The organism is Nonomuraea jabiensis (genome assembly GCF_014204795.1).
Taxonomy (GTDB): Bacteria; Actinomycetota; Actinomycetes; order Streptosporangiales; family Streptosporangiaceae; genus Nonomuraea; species Nonomuraea jabiensis.
The window spans coordinates 12443715-12461438 of the sequence record NZ_JACHMB010000001.1 but is presented as its reverse complement, the minus strand read 5'-3'; the positions used below and the strand labels follow the sequence as shown (position 1 = coordinate 12461438).

Here is a 17724-nt window from a genome sequence, read left to right as displayed (position 1 = left end):
GGGATACATGCCGCGAGTGCGGGAGCTTGAGGTCTTCCGGCTGGTCCTGCCGTTCGGCAGGAAGTCGGAGACCCTGCTCGTGAAGCTCACCGACCACGGTGGCATGACCGGCTGGGGCGAGTCGATCTCCCCCCAGCCGAAGACGTGGTCCAGGCTGGAGGAGACGCTGGGCGCCCTGCTGATCGGCGTCGACTGGGAGCACCCCGACACGGTGCCGAGCGGTGACCCGGCCGTCGACATGGCCTGCTGGGACCTGTGGACCAGGATGCGCGGGGTGCCGCTCGCCGAGGCGATCGGCGGCACCCGCACCTCGCTCATGGCCACCGTCCGGCTGGCCCCCGACCCGTCCGTGGAGAGCCTCGTGGCCCGGGTCAACCAGCAGGTCTGCGCCGGGTACGGCCACGTGACACTGGACATCAGGCCAGGCTGGGACGTCGAGCCCGTGCGGGCGGTGCGCCTGGCGTACCCCGCGCTGACCCTGGCCGTCGACTGCGGCAACGCCTACACCGACCTCGGCCAGCTCGTCGCCCTCGACTCCTACGGGCTGGAGGTCATCGAGCGGCCCTTCGCCGGCGGCGACGTCTACGCGCACGCCTCGCTCCAGGACCAGGTCTCCGCCTCGGTCGCGGTCGAGGTCGCCTCCACCGCCCAGCTGGACGACTACCTGACCCTGCGGGCCGCCCGGGTGCTGCTGCTGCGGCCGAACGCGTTCGCCTCGCTGACGGAGGCCCGCCGGGCGCACGACCGGGCCGCGGCGGCGGGCCTGGACATCCAGTGCGCGGGCGGCCAGGGCGCGGGGCTGGCCAGGGCGGCGACGGTGGCGGTCGCGAGCCTGCCGGGCTGCACGCTGCCGTGCGACGTGACGCAGCCGCCGCGCCAGAACCAGATCGTCACGCCGATCGTGGGCGCCAACGCCGGAGTCATCGCGGTCCCGCTCACCCAGTCGGGGCTCGGGCACGACATCGACGAGACGCGGGTGCGAAGGCTGGCGAAGGACGCCTTCCACGCGTAAGGCGCCAAGGCGGAGTCCGGGCCGGCGGCGGGCGGCCTTCCACCGGCCCGCGTGCTCAGATGGGCAGACCGACGCCGCTCAGGGGGTTGCTCAGGGAGCCGCTCAGGACGGCGTTCACCGTCGAGATGTAGCGGTCCGTCAGGACGAGGGAGTTGGCGATGCGCTGGGTGATGGGGCGGAAATCGCTGCCCGGGATGGAGCCCAGGACGACGGCCGAGCCGAGGGTGGCGAGCAGGGCGGCGGTGGCGAGCAGGTGAGCGCGTCGGCGCATGCGAACCTCCTGAGTGATGGTACGAACACCGCTCAGGAGATCACGCCAGGTCGCGGGAGGGTCGCACCGCCACAGGCGCAAGAGCGGATCTTTACGGTTCGGCCCGCGGCGGGCCAATGGGCTCGACCCGCTTCAGGATCACCGCGTACGTGAAGGCGCCCAGCAGCGCCACGCCCGAGATCACCATCAGCGGCACCGTGAACGACGACGTCCTGTCCACCAGGAAGCCGACCATGATGGGGCTGATGATGCCGGCGAAGTTCGAGGCGAAGTTCTGGATGCCGCCGATCGAGGCCACGTACCGGTCGGCCGGGGCGACGTCGGCGGGCAGCGCCCAGATGTTGGAGGCGGCGAACGTCGAGCCGGCGTAGGCGACCGAGAGCAGGGCCAGCGCCATCCACGCCTCCGGCACCCAGACCGCGACGCCGATCACCGTCGAGACCAGGAACCCGCCCGCGATGAACGTCTTCCTGACCCGCGTGAGCGAGTCGCCCCTGGCGATGCGGCGGTCGGACAGCCAGCCGCCCAGCCACTCGCCGCCGATGGCCACCAGGCCGGGCAGCGCGCCGAACAGGCCGAGCTTCAGCAGGCTGAAGTCGCGCTCCTCCACCAGATAGGTCGGGAAGAAGGTGAGGAAGAAGTAGACGACCATGTTGAGGCAGAAGAAGCCCAGCATCATCGCCCAGATCGTGCGGTAGCGGAACAGGTCCCGCCAGCGCATCCTGGCCGCGTCCCCGTCGTCGTCGCCCTCGAAGCGGGCCCCGCCCTCGCGCAGGTACGCCAGTTCCTCCTCCGAGATCTTCGGGTGGTCCTGCGGATCCCGGTACGTCCGCCACCATCCGACGGCCCACGCCAGCCCGATCACCCCGATGATCGCGAATGTCCACCGCCACCCCAGCCACGCGATCAGCCCCGTGACCACCGGCAGCGCGATGACGCCACCCACGCGCGAGCCGGAGTCCCAGATCCCGGTGGCCAGCGCCCGCTCGTGCCGGGGGAACCACCGGCCCACGACCTTGGCGCTGGTCGTGGCGGCCGGGCTCTCGCCGATGCCGAGCAGCAGCCGCACGCCGAACAGCGCCGCGAAGCTGCTGGCCAGCGCCGTCAGCGAGGTGAACAGCGACCACCACACGGAGGCGAACGTGAACGTCCTGCGCGGCCCGTACCGGTCCACGAACCAGCCGGCGGCGAGCTGGAAGAAGTCGTACGACCAGAAGAAGGCGGCCAGGATCATGCCCTCCTCGGTCTTGGAGAGCTTGAACGTCTCTCCCATGAACGGCAGGGCCACACCCAGGCTCGCGCGGTCCAGGTAGTTGATGACGAGCCCGGCGAAGACGAAGCTGATCATGTACCAGCGCAACCGGCCGCGGACGGTGGTTCGGAGGGTTGTGGCCATCGCGATCCCCAATAATATTTCCTATTGGATATTTCGGCTATGTTGCATACATCGCACGACGTCCGTCAAGACCCGTCAAGAACCCGTACCGGAGCGTGAAGGTTGGCCAGTGAGATCGAGAAGCGCCTGATGGGCCGCGTACCGGCCGCCCGCCGGAGCGTTCTCACCGAAGACGTCTACGAGCGCGTCAAGGGCCTGATCATGAACGGCGACCTGGAGCCCGGCGCCCGCGTCAACATCTACGCCATCGCCAGGCTGCTCGAGGTCTCCCAGACGCCGGTGCGCGAGGTGCTGTCGGCGCTGGAGTCCGAGGGCCTGCTGACCAAGGAGGCGCTGCGCGGCTACTCCGTGGCGCCCCTGCTCACGCCCGCCCAGATCGCCGACCTCTACCAGCTCAGGCTGCTCCTGGAGCCGTGGGCGGCCGGGCGCGCGGCCGAGCTGATGACGGCCGAGGCCGCGGAGCGCGTGCGGGCCGAGCTGGCCAGCGTCCCGAAGGCGCCCCAGGGCACCAGGTACGAGGACTACCACGGCCTGGCCGACCACGACGCCCGCTTCCACGACCTGATCGCCGAGCTCTCGGGCAGCGGCGCGGTGCGGGAGTCGCTCCGGCGTACCCACGGCCACCTGCACCTGTTCCGCATCGAGTACGCGGGCGGGCGCGACGGCGACCCCACGCTGGCCGAGCACGCCCGCATCGCCGAGGCCGTCATGGCGGGCCGTGCGGAGGCCGCCTCCGAGGCCATGCGCGCCCACCTCGCCGCCGCCCGGGACCGTTTCCTCCAGATGGAACCCTGACTTCAGTCGCCGTCCGCGCGCATGCGTTCGGCCGCGCGGGCGGCGGCGCGGCGGATGCCCGCGTACCCCGTGCAGCGGCACAGGTTGGAGGCCAGCACCGCGTCGAGCCGCCGCTCGTCGCGGTCCAGCTCCGGCTCCTCGGCCAGCGCGCCGGCGAGCAGCATGAGGAAGCCCGGGGTGCAGAAGCCGCACTGCAGCGCGTGCTCGGCCGCGAACGCCTCCTGCAGCGGGTGCAGCTCGTCGCCGTCGGCCAGCCCTTCGACGGTGCGGATGTCGGCGCCCTCCGCCTGGACGGCCAGGGTCAGGCAGGAGCGGACGGCCGTGCCGTCCACCAGCACGGTGCACGAGCCGCACACCCCGTGCTCGCACCCCAGCGTGGTCCCGGTGAGGCCCAGCCGGTCGCGCAGCGCGTCGGCCAGGCTGGTCCGCGGCTCCACGTCGATCCGGTGGGTCCGGCCGTTGACCGTGAACCGGACGTTCACGGGAGCCCCGCGTGGTGGACGGCCCGGGCGAGGCAGCGCCGTACGAGCGTGGACAGCGCGTGCCTGAGGTAGGCGGCCGGCGCGTGCGGCTCCCCGGGCGGGTCGGCTTCGGCGGCGGCCCGCGCGCCGGCCGCCGCGAACAGCTCCGGCTCCGGCCGCTCACCCGTCAGCAGGCGCTCGGCCCCGACCGCGCGGAGGGGGACGTCCGCCGCGTTCGCGAGCCCGATGCGGACCCACTCGACGCGGCCGGCGGCCAGCCGCAGCATCACCAGGGCGGCGGCCAGGGCGAAGCCGCTGTGGGTGCGGCGGTGCTCGGCGAAGGCCGCGACGGCCCCGGCCGGCGGGCGCGGCAGCCGGACGCCGGTGACCAGCTCCTCCGGCAGGCAGGCGGTCTCGAACGCGCCGCGGAACCATGAGGCGGCGGGCACCGTACGCGGCCCCGCGGGGCCCTTCACCTCGATCCCCGCGTCCAGCGCCATGGCCAGCGCGCACCACTCCGAGGCCGGATGCGCCCAGGCCAGGCTGCCCGCGAAGGTGCCGCGGGCGCGGATGGGCGGGTGGCCGACGTACGGCGCCACCTGGCGGAACAGCTCGGCCAGCGGGTCGTCGAACCGGGCGCGCTCCAGCTGGGCGTGCCGGACCAGCGCGCCGACGCGGACGGAGCCGTCCTCGACCGTCACCTGCGAGAGCCCGGGGATGCGGTTGACGTCCACCACCAGGGCGGGGCGCGTGGTCCGGTAGCGCAGCTCGATGAGCAGGCTCTGGCCGCCGGCCAGCACGCGGCTCTCCGGCCCGTGCTCGGCCAGCACGGCCACCGCCTCAGGTACGGAGGCAGGCGCGACGTAGTCGAATTGTGCCGGTTTCATGTCTCCCATCCCGGGAATCCGATATCGACGTTGGTACCGAAAGCGGGGGTGTCCAAACATTGCGGTACATCGGGATGCCGCTCGCGCGGCGGGAGGATCGCGACCTGGTCACCGGACGGGCCCGCCGGGTCGCCGATCTGGAGATCCCGGGCACGCTGGAGCTCGCGTTCGCCCGCAGCCCGGTGCCGCACGCGGTGATCCGCGGGGTCGACGTCGCCGCCGCGCTCAAGGAGGACGGGGTGGCGGGCGCGTGGTCGGCCGCCGACCTGCCGTACCTCGCCGCCCGCACGGTGCCCGGCGAGGAGGGCATGCCGCCGTGGCCGCTGCTCGCCACGGGCCGCGTCCGCTATCCGGGGGAGGCGCTCGCGGTGGTCGCGGCCGGGACGCGCGCCCGCGCCGAGGACGGCGCCGAGGCGGTCCGCCTGAACCTCGAACTGCTGCCCTTCACCCGCGCCGACGCCCCCTTGGCGGCGGGAGCGCCCCGGCTGTTGGACGACCCTTTGGCGGCGGGAGCGCCCCGCCTGTTCGACGACCGCGACAACCTGGCCGCCGAACGCACCTTCGGCCGCCCGGCCGACGACGTGTTCGCCACCGCCCCGGTGGTCGTCGAGGCCGCCTACCGCGAGCAGCTCCTGCTCCCCACGTCCCTGGAGCCGCGGGCGATCCTGGTGGACCCGGGACGCGAGCACCGCCTCACCGTGTGGGTCTCCCACCAGGCCCAGCACCGGCTGCGCGACGCGCTGGCCGCGGCGCTCGGCCTCGACAGAGAGCGCATCCGGGTGATCGTCCCGGCCACCGGCGGGGCGTTCGGCGCCAAGAGCCAGACCTATCCCGAGTATCTGGTCGCCGCCCTGCTCGCCGTCCACCTCGGCCGCCCGGTGCGCTGGTGCGAGGACCGCGCCGAGGCCATGCTGGCGGGCCCGCGCGGCCGCGGCCAGCACCAGCGCGTACGGCTGGCGGCCGACGAGGACGGCACCTTCCTCGCGTACGAACTGCTCGTCGACGCCGACGTCGGCGCGTACCCGCACCTCGGCGCCTTCGTCCCCATGATGACCGCGGCGATGAGCACCGGCGCCTATCGCACGCCCCGGGTCCACACGCGCGTCAGGTGCGTGCTCACCAACACCGCCCCGACGACCTCCTACCGCGGGGCCGGCCGCCCGGAGGCCGCCTACGCCCTCGAACGCACCGTGGACCGCCTTGCCCGCCGCCTCGGCCTGGACCCGGCCGAGCTGCGCCGCCGCAACTTCATCCGCCCCGGCCAGTACCCCTACCTGACGCCGACCGGCCGCACCTACGACTCGGGCGACTACGCCGCCGCCCTCGACCGGGCCCTGGCCGCCGTCGGCTACGACGAGCTCCGCGCCGAGCAGGCCCGCCGCCGCGAGGACGGCGGAGCGCCGCTCGGGGTGGGGATCGCCACGTACGTCGAACGCTCGGGAGGCCCGCCGGACAGCGACGAGTTCGGGAGCGTGGAGGCGTGCCCGGACGGGACGTTCATCGCCCGCGTGGGATCCACGTCCACCGGCCAGGGCCACTTCACCGCGTTCGCCCAGGTGGTGGCCTCGGTCCTGGACGTGGAGGTGGACCGGGTCCGCGTCGTCGAGGGCGACACCGGCGAGGTCCCCTACGGCTTCGCCACCTTCGGCAGCCGCTCCATGCAGGTGGGCGGCGCGGCCCTGTGGCGCGCCGCCGAAGCCCTCGTGGCCGCCGCCCGCCGCCGCTGCGCCGAGCTCCTGGGGGTGGGGGAGGAGGACGTCACGTACGCCGCCGGCCGCCTGATGGTGGGCGGCGAGCCGGGCGACCTTGAGGAGGTGCCCGTACCCAACACCGAGGTCGGCCCCCTCCCGGGGCTGCCCATCGGCGAACTGGTCGCCCGCACCGGCCCCCTGCGCGCCGACGAGATCGTCGCCCCGCCGCAGGCCTTCCCGTACGGCGCCCACGTCGCCGTGGTGGAGGTGGACCCGGACCTGGGCACCGTCCACGTACGCCAGTTGGTGGCCGTGGACGACTACGGGGTGGTCGTCAACCCCGCGATCGTCGCCGGCCAGGGCCACGGCTCCATCGCCCAGGGCCTCGGCCAGGCCCTCTACGAGCAGGCGGTCATCGGCGAGGACGGCCTGCCCCACGCCTCGACCCTCCTGGACTACCTCCTGCCCACCGCCGCCGACATGCCCCCGGTCACCCTCCTGGAGACCGTCACCCCCAACCCCAACACCCCCTTGGGCGCCAAGGGCGCGGGGGAGGCCGGCTGCATCGGCATCCCGCCGGCCATCGTCAACGCCGTCTGCGACGCCCTCGACCTCGACCACATCGACATGCCCCTGACCCCCGCCGCGGTGTGGGCGGCCACCGCCGGTAGCCGGTAGGCGACCTCCGGGGCACGTGCATGGACCGCGTCAGTGGCCCCATTCCTCGGCGACCTTCTGATCGATGGCCTCCGCCTTGGGGGTGTAGACCCGGTAGAAGTCCTTGCCGCACTCCAGATCGTCCAGAGCGGCCTTGATCTCCTTGTCCAGGTACGGCTTGGCCTCGGTGGGCGTGAGCGTGGCGCCGAAGGTCCGCTTGACCTCGCCCTCCTTGGTGGGCGACGGCACGTCGGGAACGTCCTCGCGCTGCCTGCGGCCGATCTCGTCCTCGCGATCGAGGAACTCGCGCCAGCCGCGCTGCGCCAGGTCCGTCGGCCTGGTGCCGGAGACCTTGTATCCCTTGCCCGTCAGGCACGTGGCCATGCTCGATGCCAGCTCGACCAGTTCGGCGTCGCTGTCGATCTCGCGCTCGGACGCCCTCTCCCCGGCGGCGGCGAGCTGCTCGAACAGGTCCGTGTCGGACTGCACCTTCTTGCCGAGGACCTGCTTGGCCGCGACGACGACGCACGCGCTCACGGCCTTCCAGTAGCTCTTGCTCTGAGCCGAGGAGAGCTTCGTCCAGACCTTCCCGTTGGGGTCGGCCTCTGAGAGGTCGGGCATGTTGCCGGGGGCGTCCGGGCCCTTCGGGTGGACGTATGACGAGAAGACCCCGAAGCCGTACTTCGCCCGCTGGGCCTTCAACGCCTCATAGTCGCCGGCTCTGCGCTTGCGCTCGTCGTCGGTGAGGGGGTTCTCCGGTGGCACGAAGGCGATGTACCTGAAGCCCTTCTGCTTCATGCAGTCCGCCTTGACGGATTCGAACTGGCGCCTCTTCTCCTGTACCGTCACGGCCGGATTCGAGGCCGGATTCGAGGCCGGCTTCGAGGCAGGTGAAGTGCCCTTCCCGGCCGGCTCGGCGGTGCCCCCGCAGCCGCTGAGCACGGCCATGGCGGCCAGGGCCAAGGCGGTCTTTCCGATGGTGTTCATGGTCGGTCTCCCCGTATGTCGACGTCACGCGCGCACGCGACCGCCGAGGCACCTGTACGGCCCGTGGTGGTGTCCGGCGCTCCCGCCGGCGCGCGTGATCCGCTTCTTCCGCGGCTCGCGTACGAGCCGGCTACCGTCCGGTCCGGCAGGTCGCGCGGGTCCGGCCGGAGGCGGTGGACGCGACCATCACGATCAGCGCCAATGCGGATCTTTCTGGCATGCCTGGGAACCATACTCTGTTCAATGAAGTATGGTCAATCGCGGCGGCCTTGAAGACAGCCCGCGCGCCGGACCCGAGAGTCACCGCGGCGACCGTGTTGGCCGCGAACCCGGACAGCGGCTCGTACCCCGTCACGCGCTGGGACAGCAGGGACTCGATCGCCTCCGCACCGATGCGCCCAGCCGAGCTGGAGCTGCCCGCAGTCAGCGACACCACTTCACCATGATGAGGCACGGGTTGCCCGGCCACAGGTCGTCCGTCTCCTCCAGCGGCAGGAAGCCGACAGCCCGGTAGAACGCCCTGGTCCTGGCGTAGCCTTCATCCGGGTGTCTCGCTCCCAGGGTCTTGACCTGCAGCATCCGGCAGCCGTCCGCCCGGACGTCCGAGGTGACGGCGTCAACCAGCGCCCTGCCGGCACCCCGCCGATGCCAGCCCGGGTTGACCGCCATCAAGTGGATTTCGGCCGACTCCGCGAAATGCCGCCGGTACAGCAGGACGCCGACGGCCTCCGCGCCGGCGTGAGCCAGCAGGCCGGGAAGGCGGGTCGCCGACTCCACGTATGCCGCGTTGGCCTCCGGGATCCCGAACCAGGACGGCAACTGCTCAAGGAGTCTTGCGGTGACCTCCGCCAGCTCGGGGGAGCCGGTGACGCGAGATATCCGGAACGCTGCGGGCTCATCCACCCTTGGAGGATCGCATCCGATCCTCCGCCGGCGCACGTCGATTTCCGACCTCCGAACCGCAGCGGCATCGCGTAGTCAACTATGGTGAACAGCCATCGATGACTTTCGCGGGCAGACCCCGGCCATCCGCGACTCCTAACGTTCTGCGCATGCTCAAGACACTGATGGCCCTGGCCGTCCTCACGACGCTGGTCAGCGCCGCGACGCCGCAGCCGTCCCTGCCGTGGGGCTCCTGCCCGGTCGCGAACGCGCCCGAGCTCCAGTGCGCGGACCTGCGCGTCGCCCTGTCGCCCGGGAGCGACCGCGAGATCACCCTGAAGGTGGCCCGCCTGCCCGCCACCGGCGCCAAGAAGGGGTCCGTGCTGGTCAACTTCGGCGGCCCCCAGGGCTACCAGATCGCGTCGCTGGGCTCGCGTACCCGGATCTTCGACAAGATCCGTACGTCGATGGACGTCGTGACCTGGGACCCGCGCGGCTATCCCGGGCTCAGCGGCGCGGTGCTCCAGTGCGACTGGGGCTTCGTGCGCACCCCGGCGTTCCCCGCCGACCAGGCCGGGTTCGACCGGCTCGCCGCCGCGAACAAGGCCAGGGGCGACAAGTGCCGCGCCACCGACCCCGAGCTCTTCGACCACATGGACGCGGCCTCCGACGCCCGCGACGCCGACGCCATCCGCGAAGCGCTCGGCGAGGACAGGATGAACTTCCTCGGCCTGTCGTACGGCGGGACGATCGCGCAGTCCTACGCCCGGCTGTTCCCGCGGCGCGTACGCACGATGTACATCGACGGCTCCGGCAACCACAGCCTGCGCGACTGGGACCGGGAACTCGACTCCATCGCCCGCGACAACGAGCGCTTCATGGACCGGTTCTTCGCCTGGGCGCCCGGCGGGACGGAGAAGCGCTGGCGGGCACTGATCGCCAGGGCGGACCGCGAGCCGATCCCCGCCCCGCAAGCCGGCGCCCGCTACGACGGCACGCAGTTGCGGTCGCTCGCGCTCCTCAAGCTCCGGCCCGGCCCCAGCCGGTGGGGCGACGTCGTGGCGGCCATCGCGGCGGCCGAGGCCGGCGACGCGTCAGGGTTCGCGCTGTCGAGCCGCCAGCCCTACCCGGGCCTGCCCGGCGGCGGGGTCAAGGAATGCCTGGACTTCCCGCGCCCGGCCACCCAGCGGGACGTCGCGCGCACGGTCAGGCGGCTGCGCGCCATCGCGCCCGGCACCGGCGCCGCCTTCCCCCTCGCCTGGCACCTGCCGCTCACCTGCGCCGGCTGGCCGGCCCGGGTGAGCAACCCGCCCACGCCGATGCCCCGTACGCTGCCGCCGCTCCTGGGGGCGGGCACCTGGCAGGACTACGCGTCCACCCGCCGGGCGGTCGAGCAGATCCCCGGCAGCCGCACGATCGAACACGACGGCCCCGGCCACAACCTCTTCGGCGCGATGGCCAACCCGTGCGTCATCGACCACGTCAGCACGTACGTCATCGAACGCCGCCTGCCGCCCCGGGGGACCACGTGCCCGTGAGCCGACGAAGGAGACGCTGGTGGATCGCGGGCGCCGCCGTCGCGGTGCTGCTCACCGCCGCCGTGGTGGTGACGGCGATCGCCTTCCCGTCCGTCGCGGCCACCACCTGCCCCGGCTGCTACGGCCTGGAGCGGCTGGAGCCCGGCGTGTACGCCGAACCCGGCCTGCCGCAGGACCGGCGCCGGCAGGTGAGCGAGGTCGTCCAGCAGGCGAACAAGCGGGTACGGGACTTCTTCGGCGGGCGGAAGAGCTCCCCGGACCTTCTCGTGTGCCTGTCCGACGACTGCTACCGCAGGATCGGCGGCGGCCGCGAACGCGGTATCGCCGTGCTCAACCGGGCGGTGATGCTGTCCCCGCGCGGCGTCGATCCCGTGATCGCCTCGCACGAGATGACCCACGTGGAGCTGCACGCCCGCCTCAACGGCGCCGACGTTCCGCAGTGGTTCGACGAGGGTCTCGCGGTCCTGGTCAGCGACGACCCCCGCTACCTCGCGCCGACCGGCGACCGGTGCCTGCTCGACTCCCGGCAGCCCCTCCCGGTCACGCTGGCGGAGTGGCTGCGGGCGGCGTCGGCGGATCCCCAGATGTACGCCAAGGCCGCCTGCCAGGTGAGCCGTTGGGCGGGAGCGAACGGCGGGAAGGAGGGCGTACGGACTCTCGTCGGACGGCTGTCAGCAGGACAGCCCTTCCCTGACGTCTTCCATCCACCAGCAGCCCCAGCGTGATCGCCCTCGGGTCAGCCTGGAGAGGCTGCCGGACGGAATGGCGAGGTCGCGATAGGCCCCGCGCCTGCTTGGCGGCCTGCCCGGTGGCTTCTCTCAGGCCAGGGCGGCCTCCAGCAGGAGGGTGCCGGCGCCCAGCAGGGCCGCGTCCCGGCCGCCCCGCGCCGGGGCTATCTCCAGGTCGCGCGTCGCCAGTGGCAGGCAGCGTTCCCACACCGCCGCCCTGATCGAGGTGATCAGCGGTTCCGCCGCCGACAGGCTGCCGCCCACCGCCACCACGTCCGGGTTGAAGAAGTTCACCAGCACCGTCAGGACCTCGCCGATGCGCCGGCCCGCGGTGCGGGCCAGGCTCGTGGCCTCCGGGATGGCGTCGTTGACCAGGGTGACGATGTCCGCGGTGCGGGTCACCTCGATGCCGGACTCGCGCAGGGCCGCCATGAGGGCGGCGCCGCTCGCGTACGCCTCCAGGCAGTCCGGATGCCCGCAGGCGCACACGACCGAGGAGTCCGTACGCACCCGCACGTGGCTGATGTCGCCGGCCGCGCCCCTGCCCCGGTGCAGGTGGCCGTTGACGATGACGCCGCAGCCTATGCCCGTGCCGGCCTTGACGACCATGAGGTTCTGGCTGCCGGGCCACCAGCGCGCCTCGCCCGCGGCCATCAGGTTGGCGTCGTTCTCGACGAGGATCGGCAGGTCGTAGCGGGCGGCCAGGTGGTCGGCGACCGGGAACTCGTTCCAGCCCGGCATGCGGGAGGGCGTCACCACGCGCAGGCTCGACGGGTCCACCGGGCCCGGGATGCCGGTGCCCACCCCGCGCAGGGGGACCGACGGGGGCACGTGGGCGGCCAGCAGCTCGTCGAACGCGTCCGCGATGCGGTCCAGGGTGACCTGGGGGCCGTCGGCGATCTCGCAGCCGCGTTCCTCGATCACGAGCGGCGTGCCGCTGAGGTCCAGCAGGCCGAGGCGTACGTGGTGGGCGCCCAGGTCGGCGACGGCCAGGACGCCGGCGCCGGGGGAGAGCCGCAGCCGGCGAGGGCGGCGGCCGCCGCGCGAGGTGCCCGAGCCCTCCTCGGCCAGCAGGCCCGCGTCGATGAGCTCCTCCACGCGCAGCGACACGCTGGACGCCGCCAGGCCGGATAAGCGCGCGAGCTCGGCGCGCGACTCGGCCTTGCCGGTGGCGACGAGTCTCAGCAGGTCGCCCTGTGCCCCCTGCACGGGCAGCCGCTGCTTCATGTGAGATACCTACCATGTCCAGACTTAAGCCGACAACGTATTGACTTGCTACGAAATCTCCCACTACGGTCCGGCCTATCTTCGAAATCGAAGGAAGTGACCGTTCATGAAGAGGTTTGTCGCCGTCGTCGCCGTCGCGCTCTTAGGGCTGGCGGCCTGTGGTGAGTCGAGTAGTCCCGCCGTGCCCGGAGCGCCGTCCGAGAAGGGCAGCGACGTCCTGGCCAAGGCGCCCGTCGCGGCGGCGGCCGACATCCTGCCCGGCTCGACCATGGAGAAGATCAAGCAGCGCGGCGAGCTCCTCGTGGGCGGCTCGCTGGACGCGCCCCTGCTCTCCCAGCAGAACCCCGCCACCGGCGAGGTCGAGGGGTTCGACGCGGACATGGGCAAGGCGCTGGCCAAGTACATCCTGGGCGAGCCCAAGGTGAAGATCGTCAACTCGGCGTCGGAGACCCGGGAGGCGCTGCTGGCCAACGGGACCGTGGACGTCGTCTTCCAGACGTACACGATCACCGAGGAGCGGGCCAAGCAGGTGGCGTTCGCGGGCCCGTACTACACCTCGGGGCTGACGATCGCGGTGAAGAAGGGCACGGCGGGCATCGCCAAGCCGGAGGACCTGAATGGCAAGAAGGTCCTGGCGGGCGCGAACACCCCGGCGATCCCCGCGATCAAGAAGCTGGCGCCGCAGGCGGAGATCATCACCTTCGGCAGCGACCCGGAGTGCGTCCAGGCGCTCAAGCAGGACCGGGGCGTGGCCTACGTGCAGGATGAGACGATCCTCATCGCGGACGCCAAGAAGGACCCGTCGATCGAGATCGTGACCAAGCCGTTCACCGTGGACCCGTACGGGATCGGGCTCAAGCACGGCGACGACCAGTTCAAGAAGTTCGTCAACGACTGGCTGAAGAAGACCCAGGACACCGGGGTCTGGCAGGAGATCTGGAAGAAGTCCATCGGCACCGTGGTGACCGGCGACGCTCCCCAGCCGCCGCAGATCGGCTCCGTGCCGGGGTCCTGATGTCCGTTCTCCTCGATCACCTGCCCGAGCTGTGGCAGGGGCTGATCGTGACGTTCCAGCTCACCGCCGCGTCCTTCGCGGGCGCGGCGGTGCTGGGGGCGCTCGTGTGCGCCCTGCGCGTCAGCCCCGTGCGGGTGCTGCGCGCCATCGGCACCGCGTACGTGGAGTCCTTCCAGAACCTGCCGCTCCTCGTCCTGCTCGTCCTGGCCTTCTTCGGCCTGCCGGAGATCGGCGTCAAGGCCGAGCCGCTGGTCACCGCCATCGTGGTCATCGCCGTGTACGAGGCCGCGTACGTCGGCGAGGCCCTGCGCTCCGGCGTGAACTCGGTGAGCAGGGGGCAGGGCGAGGCGGCGCGGGCCATCGGGCTGACGTTCGGCCAGTCGCTCAGGCACGTGGTCCTGCCGCAGGCGCTGCGCACGGTCGTCCAGCCGCTCGGCAACATCTTCATCGCCACCACGATGAACACCGCCCTGGCCGCCGCCGTCGGCGTCGTGGACCTGACGGCCGCCGCCAACCGGGTGAACCTCGTCGAGGCGCAGCCCATCCCGATCTTCGTCGGCGCGGGCCTGGCGTACGCGCTGATCGCCGCCGCGGCGGGCTTCGTCACCGGCCGCCTCGAACGCAAGCTGGTGATCCTGCGGTGAGCGTCCTCTTCGACGAGCCCGGCCCCAAGGCGCGCGGGCGCATCCGCGTCGCGACCGTGCTCGGCGTCCTGGCCGCCGTCGCGCTCGCCGTCCTGGCCGTGCGGCAGTTCGCGGCGAACGGGCAGCTCGACGCCGCCCGCTGGCAGCCGTACGCGACCTGGCCGATGTGGCGCTACCTCCTGACGGGGCTGTGGTCCACGTTCCTGGCGGCCGTCGTGTCGGCGGCGCTGTCCATGGCGTTCGGCCTGGTCCTGGCCCTGGGCCGGCTCTCGCACCGCAGGTGGATCCGCCTCCCGGCGGCCGCCTACGTCGAGGTCATCAGGGTCGTGCCGGCGCTGCTGCTGGTGTACGTGGTGCTGTTCGCGCTGCCGCGCTACGGCCTGGACCTGCCGTTGTTCTGGAAGCTGGCCGTGCCCCTGACGGCCTCGAACGCGGCCGCCTTCGCCGAGATCTTCCGCGCCGGCATCAACTCCGTCGAACGCGGCCAGACCGAGGCGGGCCTGGCCGTCGGCCTGACGCCGCTCCAGGCCATGCGCCTCGTCGTGCTGCCCCAGGCGGCCCGCCGGGTGCTGCCGTCGATCGTCAGCCAGTCCGTCGGCCTGCTCAAGGACACCTCGCTGGGCTTCGTCGTCAGCTACGGCGAGCTCCTCTACAGCGGCAAGGTGCTGGCGGCCTATAACGGTCTGCTCATCCAGACGTATCTGGTCGTCGCATTGGTCTATCTTGCGGTCAACGTGTCCCTGTCCAAGCTGGCCCGCACGCTGGAAGCGCGCCAGCCCGTCACCCTCAGGAGGAGGGCCGCTCGTGCCTGATTACGCCGTGCTCGCCGAGGTGATCCGCTCCGGATTCGTGGAGAGCGTCCATTACGGCAGCGCCGTCGGCCTGGACCCGTCCGGGCGTCCCGAGGTGGTCCTCGGGAAGGTGGACGAGCCGGTGCTGCCGCGCTCGTCCGCCAAGCCGTTCCAGGCGCTGGCCTGCCTCACCGCCGGCGCGGCGCTGGCGGGGCCGCGGCTGGCCATCGCGGCGGGCAGCCACACGGGCGAGGACTTCCACGTGGAGCTGGTCCGCGAGATCCTCGACGACTACGGCCTGGACTTCGGCGCGCTGGCGTGCCCGCCGTCGTGGCCGGAGGACGCCCTCACCATGTACGGGCTCATCAGGCAGGGCGCCGAGCAGTCCCGCGAGCGCATGAACTGCTCCGGCAAGCACGCCGCCATGCTCGCCGCCGCCGTGGCCAACGACTGGGACGTGCCCGGCTACCTGTCGGCCGGCCACCCCCTGCAGCTCCAGGTCCGTTCGGTCACCGAGGAGCTGGCGGGGGAGAAGGCCGCGCACGTGGCGGTGGACGGCTGCGGCGCGCCGCTGTTCGGCCTGTCGCTGACCGGGCTGGCGCGGGCCGTGCAGGGCCTGGTGCTGGCCGCGCCGGGCAGCGCGCCCCACCAGGTCGCCGACGCCATGCGCGAGCACCCCGAGTACGTGGGCGGGACCGGGCACCAGAACACCGAGCTGATGCGGGCGCTGCCCGGCGCCGTGGCCAAGGGTGGCGCGGAGGGCGTGCTGGTGGTGGCCCTGGAGTCGGGCCACTCGGTGGCGGTCAAGGTCATCGACGGCAGCCCGCGCGCCACCACGGCCGTCGCCCTGGCGGTCCTGCGGCGCATGGGCTGCGACGTCACGACGGCGGCGGCGTTCGAGCAGGTGGACGTGCTGGGCGGCGGGATCCCCGTGGGCCGGATCGTCGCCCGCGGGTAGGCCGCGGGACGCTTTCGGGTCAGAGAGAGCCGTCGCAGCCGTCCGTGATGCCCTTCGCCGGGCTCTGGCCGGGCTTCTGGGCGGCCTTCTTGGCGGCCGCCGTCTTCTTGGGAGAAGGGCCGGAAGAGGCGGTGGCGGCGACGGGCGGCTTGTTCTCGCCCGAGTCCCGCATCGCCTTGGCCGCGATGGTGCGGATCTTCTCCCAGTCGGGATAGCCGGTGCTGATCAGCGGCGGCACGAACTGCACGCTCGTCACCTTGGCGTTCTTGACCTTCAGCGCCAGCGGCACCAGGTTCTTGAGCATCCCGCGCGGGATGTCGGTCCTGATCAGCTCCTTGGTGGCCAGCGCGATCCGGTTGAACCGGGCCAGCACGGTCGCCGGGTCCGCCTGGGTGAGCAGCGCGCCGAGCACGCAGCGCTGGCGGCGCATGCGGGTGTAGTCGTCGCTGAACGTGCGCGAGCGGGCGTACCACATGGCGTCGGCGCCCTTGAGCTTGCGCGTGCCGGCCTTGACCAGGCCCTCGTTGTACTTGCCGAACACCACGTCCTTCTCGACGGTGATCGTGATGCCGCCGATGGCGTCGATGAGCCGGGCGAAGCCCCACATGTTGACCAGGGCGTACCAGTCGACCTTGACCCCGAGGGTGTAGCCGATCGTGTCCATCAGCACCCGGGGGCCCTGGTGCTGCTTGCCGCCGAAGATCTCCGGGTGCGCGTCGGCGTACTCCCAGACGCTGTTGAGCAGGTCGCTGCGCCCGCCGCCGGGGTCGGGCGGGAGGCGGAAGCCGTTGGGGAAGTGCTGGGCCATCGGCGTGCCGGGGCGGAAGCGCACGTTCTCCAGGTTGCGCGGCAGGCTGAACAGCACGGTGTTGCCGGTCTTCACGTCGACGCTGGCCAGGTTCATGCTGTCGGTGCGGACGCCGATCCGGTTGTCGTCGGCGTCACCGCCCAGGAGCAGGATGTTGACCCGCTCCCGCCCCGCCCACGGGTCCTCCGGCCGCTCCGCGGCGGCGCCGGACGACGGGGAGTCGGACGGGGTCTCCTGGAAGATGTCGTTGACCGTGCTCTGCAAGGTCCACACGTACTGCGTGATCACGCCGAACGGGAGCACCACCGCGACGGCGAGGAGCCCCGCCAGCGTCCCGGTGACGATCTGCCCGCCTTGTGGCAGCCGCCCCGGCCGCAGCACGATGAACGAGTGCACGATCACGGCGAACCAGGCCACGCCCAGCACGGCGGCGCTCACGATGATCGTCGTCATCCGCTCGATGAGCGTGCCCACCAGGTTGTCGGTCGTCAGCGCGAACGCGACCAGCGCCAGGAGACCGACGATGTAGCAGGAGATCAGGGCGAGGCCGGTCCTGCGCCAACCGGCGCGCAGATGGGCCGCCCCGGGCGCCAGCGCCGCCAGCGCCAGCCATCCGAGAACCGCTCCGGCGCTCGAGGGTTCCTTTGCCTGCCGCACGCCTTCCCCGTTTCCCCGAATTACCACCCATAGGCCTCTTACAGAGGCGGCAGCCTACGCACTTAATACGAAATATGTCTTTATCGGAGGATGAACATCAGTAGCCGAACAGACTTCACCGAGATCGAGTACGAAGTCGCCGACCGGATCGCCACCGTCACATTGAACCGCCCGGAGCGGCTGAACGCCTTCACCTTTGCCAAGACCTCTGGTGGCATGGCGGGGCCTTGATCAGCCAATATTCGAACGTGCGTACGGCTTACAAGGCGCGCGGGCTTACCCCACCCCCGAACAGGCTGCGCTGCTGAACGGCACCTTC

Annotated in this window: 19 protein-coding genes and 1 pseudogene; 11 read left to right on the top strand and 9 right to left on the bottom strand. The window is 72.0% G+C overall.

What is annotated here, in order from left to right; all coding sequences use genetic code 11:
• Positions 1-7 precede the first annotated feature (7 nt).
• Positions 8-1012: an enolase C-terminal domain-like protein gene (locus HD596_RS56770; RefSeq protein WP_185077645.1), complete on the top strand. Its 1005-nt coding sequence runs from the start codon at positions 8-10 to the stop codon at positions 1010-1012.
• Positions 1013-1067: 55 nt separating this feature from the next.
• Here the strand turns inward: HD596_RS56770 and HD596_RS56765 are convergent, their stop codons facing one another.
• Together HD596_RS56765 and HD596_RS56760 are read right to left on the bottom strand one after the other, a co-directional pair.
• A complete protein-coding gene (locus tag HD596_RS56765) occupies positions 1068-1283 on the bottom strand; it encodes a hypothetical protein (protein WP_185077644.1) in 216 nt (71 codons plus the stop codon).
• Positions 1284-1374: 91 nt separating this feature from the next.
• Positions 1375-2679 carry an MFS transporter gene (locus HD596_RS56760; protein WP_185077643.1) on the bottom strand — a complete coding sequence of 435 codons (1305 nt, stop codon included), beginning with the start codon at positions 2677-2679 and terminating at the stop codon, positions 1375-1377.
• A 129-nt stretch (positions 2680-2808) separates the two neighbouring features.
• Here HD596_RS56760 and HD596_RS56755 point away from each other — a divergent pair, with 129 nt between their 5' ends.
• Positions 2809-3474 (top strand): GntR family transcriptional regulator, encoded by a 666-nt coding sequence (locus tag HD596_RS56755; RefSeq protein ID WP_185077642.1) that lies wholly within the window; start codon positions 2809-2811, stop codon positions 3472-3474.
• Positions 3475-3476: 2 nt separating this feature from the next.
• On the opposite strand, the gene HD596_RS56750 is transcribed toward HD596_RS56755, so the two are convergent.
• Both HD596_RS56750 and HD596_RS56745 read right to left on the bottom strand, forming a co-directional pair.
• Entirely contained in the window at positions 3477-3956 is a 480-nt protein-coding gene (locus HD596_RS56750) for a (2Fe-2S)-binding protein (protein ID WP_185077641.1), read from the bottom strand.
• The gene (locus HD596_RS56745) at positions 3953-4822 is read right to left on the bottom strand and encodes an FAD binding domain-containing protein (RefSeq protein WP_185077640.1); all 870 of its coding nucleotides are present in this window, start codon (positions 4820-4822) and stop codon (positions 3953-3955) included. Before HD596_RS56745 ends, HD596_RS56750 begins: the two co-directional genes overlap by 4 nt.
• Positions 4823-4881: 59 nt before the next feature.
• On the opposite strand from HD596_RS56745, the gene HD596_RS56740 reads away from it, so the two are divergent.
• The gene (locus HD596_RS56740) at positions 4882-7191 is read left to right on the top strand and encodes a xanthine dehydrogenase family protein molybdopterin-binding subunit (RefSeq protein ID WP_221520079.1); all 2310 of its coding nucleotides are present in this window, start codon (positions 4882-4884) and stop codon (positions 7189-7191) included.
• Positions 7192-7221: 30 nt separating this feature from the next.
• Here HD596_RS56740 and HD596_RS56735 read toward each other — a convergent pair whose 3' ends face one another.
• The 3 genes from HD596_RS56735 to HD596_RS56725 all read right to left on the bottom strand — a co-directional run bounded on the left by HD596_RS56735 (position 7222) and on the right by HD596_RS56725 (position 9060).
• Positions 7222-8157, bottom strand: coding sequence for a hypothetical protein (locus HD596_RS56735; RefSeq protein ID WP_185077639.1), 936 nt, complete (start codon positions 8155-8157; stop codon positions 7222-7224).
• 130 nt (positions 8158-8287) lie between these two features.
• Positions 8288-8593, bottom strand: a complete 306-nt coding sequence (locus HD596_RS56730; protein ID WP_185077638.1) for a hypothetical protein — start codon at positions 8591-8593, stop codon at positions 8288-8290.
• Entirely contained in the window at positions 8581-9060 is a 480-nt protein-coding gene (locus HD596_RS56725; RefSeq protein WP_221520078.1) for a GNAT family N-acetyltransferase, read from the bottom strand. The genes HD596_RS56730 and HD596_RS56725 overlap by 13 nt, the downstream gene beginning before the upstream one ends.
• Positions 9061-9209: 149 nt before the next feature.
• Between HD596_RS56725 and HD596_RS56720 the strand changes: the two genes are divergently transcribed.
• Both HD596_RS56720 and HD596_RS56715 read left to right on the top strand, forming a co-directional pair.
• Complete coding sequence (locus tag HD596_RS56720) at positions 9210-10577, top strand: alpha/beta fold hydrolase (RefSeq protein ID WP_185077637.1); 1368 nt, start codon at positions 9210-9212, stop codon at positions 10575-10577.
• Complete coding sequence (locus tag HD596_RS56715; protein WP_185077636.1) at positions 10574-11302, top strand: hypothetical protein; 729 nt, start codon at positions 10574-10576, stop codon at positions 11300-11302. The genes HD596_RS56720 and HD596_RS56715 overlap by 4 nt, the downstream gene beginning before the upstream one ends.
• 93 nt (positions 11303-11395) lie before the next feature.
• Here the strand turns inward: HD596_RS56715 and HD596_RS56710 are convergent, their stop codons facing one another.
• A complete protein-coding gene (locus tag HD596_RS56710) occupies positions 11396-12532 on the bottom strand; it encodes an ROK family transcriptional regulator (RefSeq protein ID WP_221520077.1) in 1137 nt (378 codons plus the stop codon).
• Positions 12533-12638: 106 nt separating this feature from the next.
• Here HD596_RS56710 and HD596_RS56705 point away from each other — a divergent pair, with 106 nt between their 5' ends.
• Genes HD596_RS56705 through HD596_RS56690 form a run of 4 tightly spaced genes read left to right on the top strand, consistent with a single transcriptional unit; the run spans position 12639 to position 15940 of the window.
• Complete coding sequence (locus tag HD596_RS56705) at positions 12639-13547, top strand: glutamate ABC transporter substrate-binding protein (protein WP_185077635.1); 909 nt, start codon at positions 12639-12641, stop codon at positions 13545-13547.
• Positions 13547-14191, top strand: coding sequence for an amino acid ABC transporter permease (locus HD596_RS56700; RefSeq protein WP_185077634.1), 645 nt, complete (start codon positions 13547-13549; stop codon positions 14189-14191). Before HD596_RS56705 ends, HD596_RS56700 begins: the two co-directional genes overlap by 1 nt.
• Entirely contained in the window at positions 14188-15003 is an 816-nt protein-coding gene (locus tag HD596_RS56695; RefSeq protein ID WP_185077633.1) for an amino acid ABC transporter permease, read from the top strand. Before HD596_RS56700 ends, HD596_RS56695 begins: the two co-directional genes overlap by 4 nt.
• A complete protein-coding gene (locus HD596_RS56690; RefSeq protein ID WP_185077632.1) occupies positions 14996-15940 on the top strand; it encodes an asparaginase in 945 nt (314 codons plus the stop codon). The genes HD596_RS56695 and HD596_RS56690 overlap by 8 nt, the downstream gene beginning before the upstream one ends.
• A 19-nt stretch (positions 15941-15959) precedes the next feature.
• Here HD596_RS56690 and HD596_RS56685 read toward each other — a convergent pair whose 3' ends face one another.
• A complete protein-coding gene (locus HD596_RS56685) occupies positions 15960-17405 on the bottom strand; it encodes an LCP family protein (RefSeq protein ID WP_185077631.1) in 1446 nt (481 codons plus the stop codon).
• Between the two features lie 90 nt (positions 17406-17495).
• On the opposite strand from HD596_RS56685, the gene HD596_RS56680 reads away from it, so the two are divergent.
• Positions 17496-17636, top strand: coding sequence for a hypothetical protein (locus HD596_RS56680; RefSeq protein WP_185079482.1), 141 nt, complete (start codon positions 17496-17498; stop codon positions 17634-17636).
• Positions 17617-17712: pseudogene (locus tag HD596_RS66085) on the top strand (hypothetical protein); the annotation flags it as partial. The gene HD596_RS56680 and the pseudogene HD596_RS66085, both read left to right, overlap by 20 nt.
• Between the last annotated feature and the right edge of the window lie 12 nt (positions 17713-17724).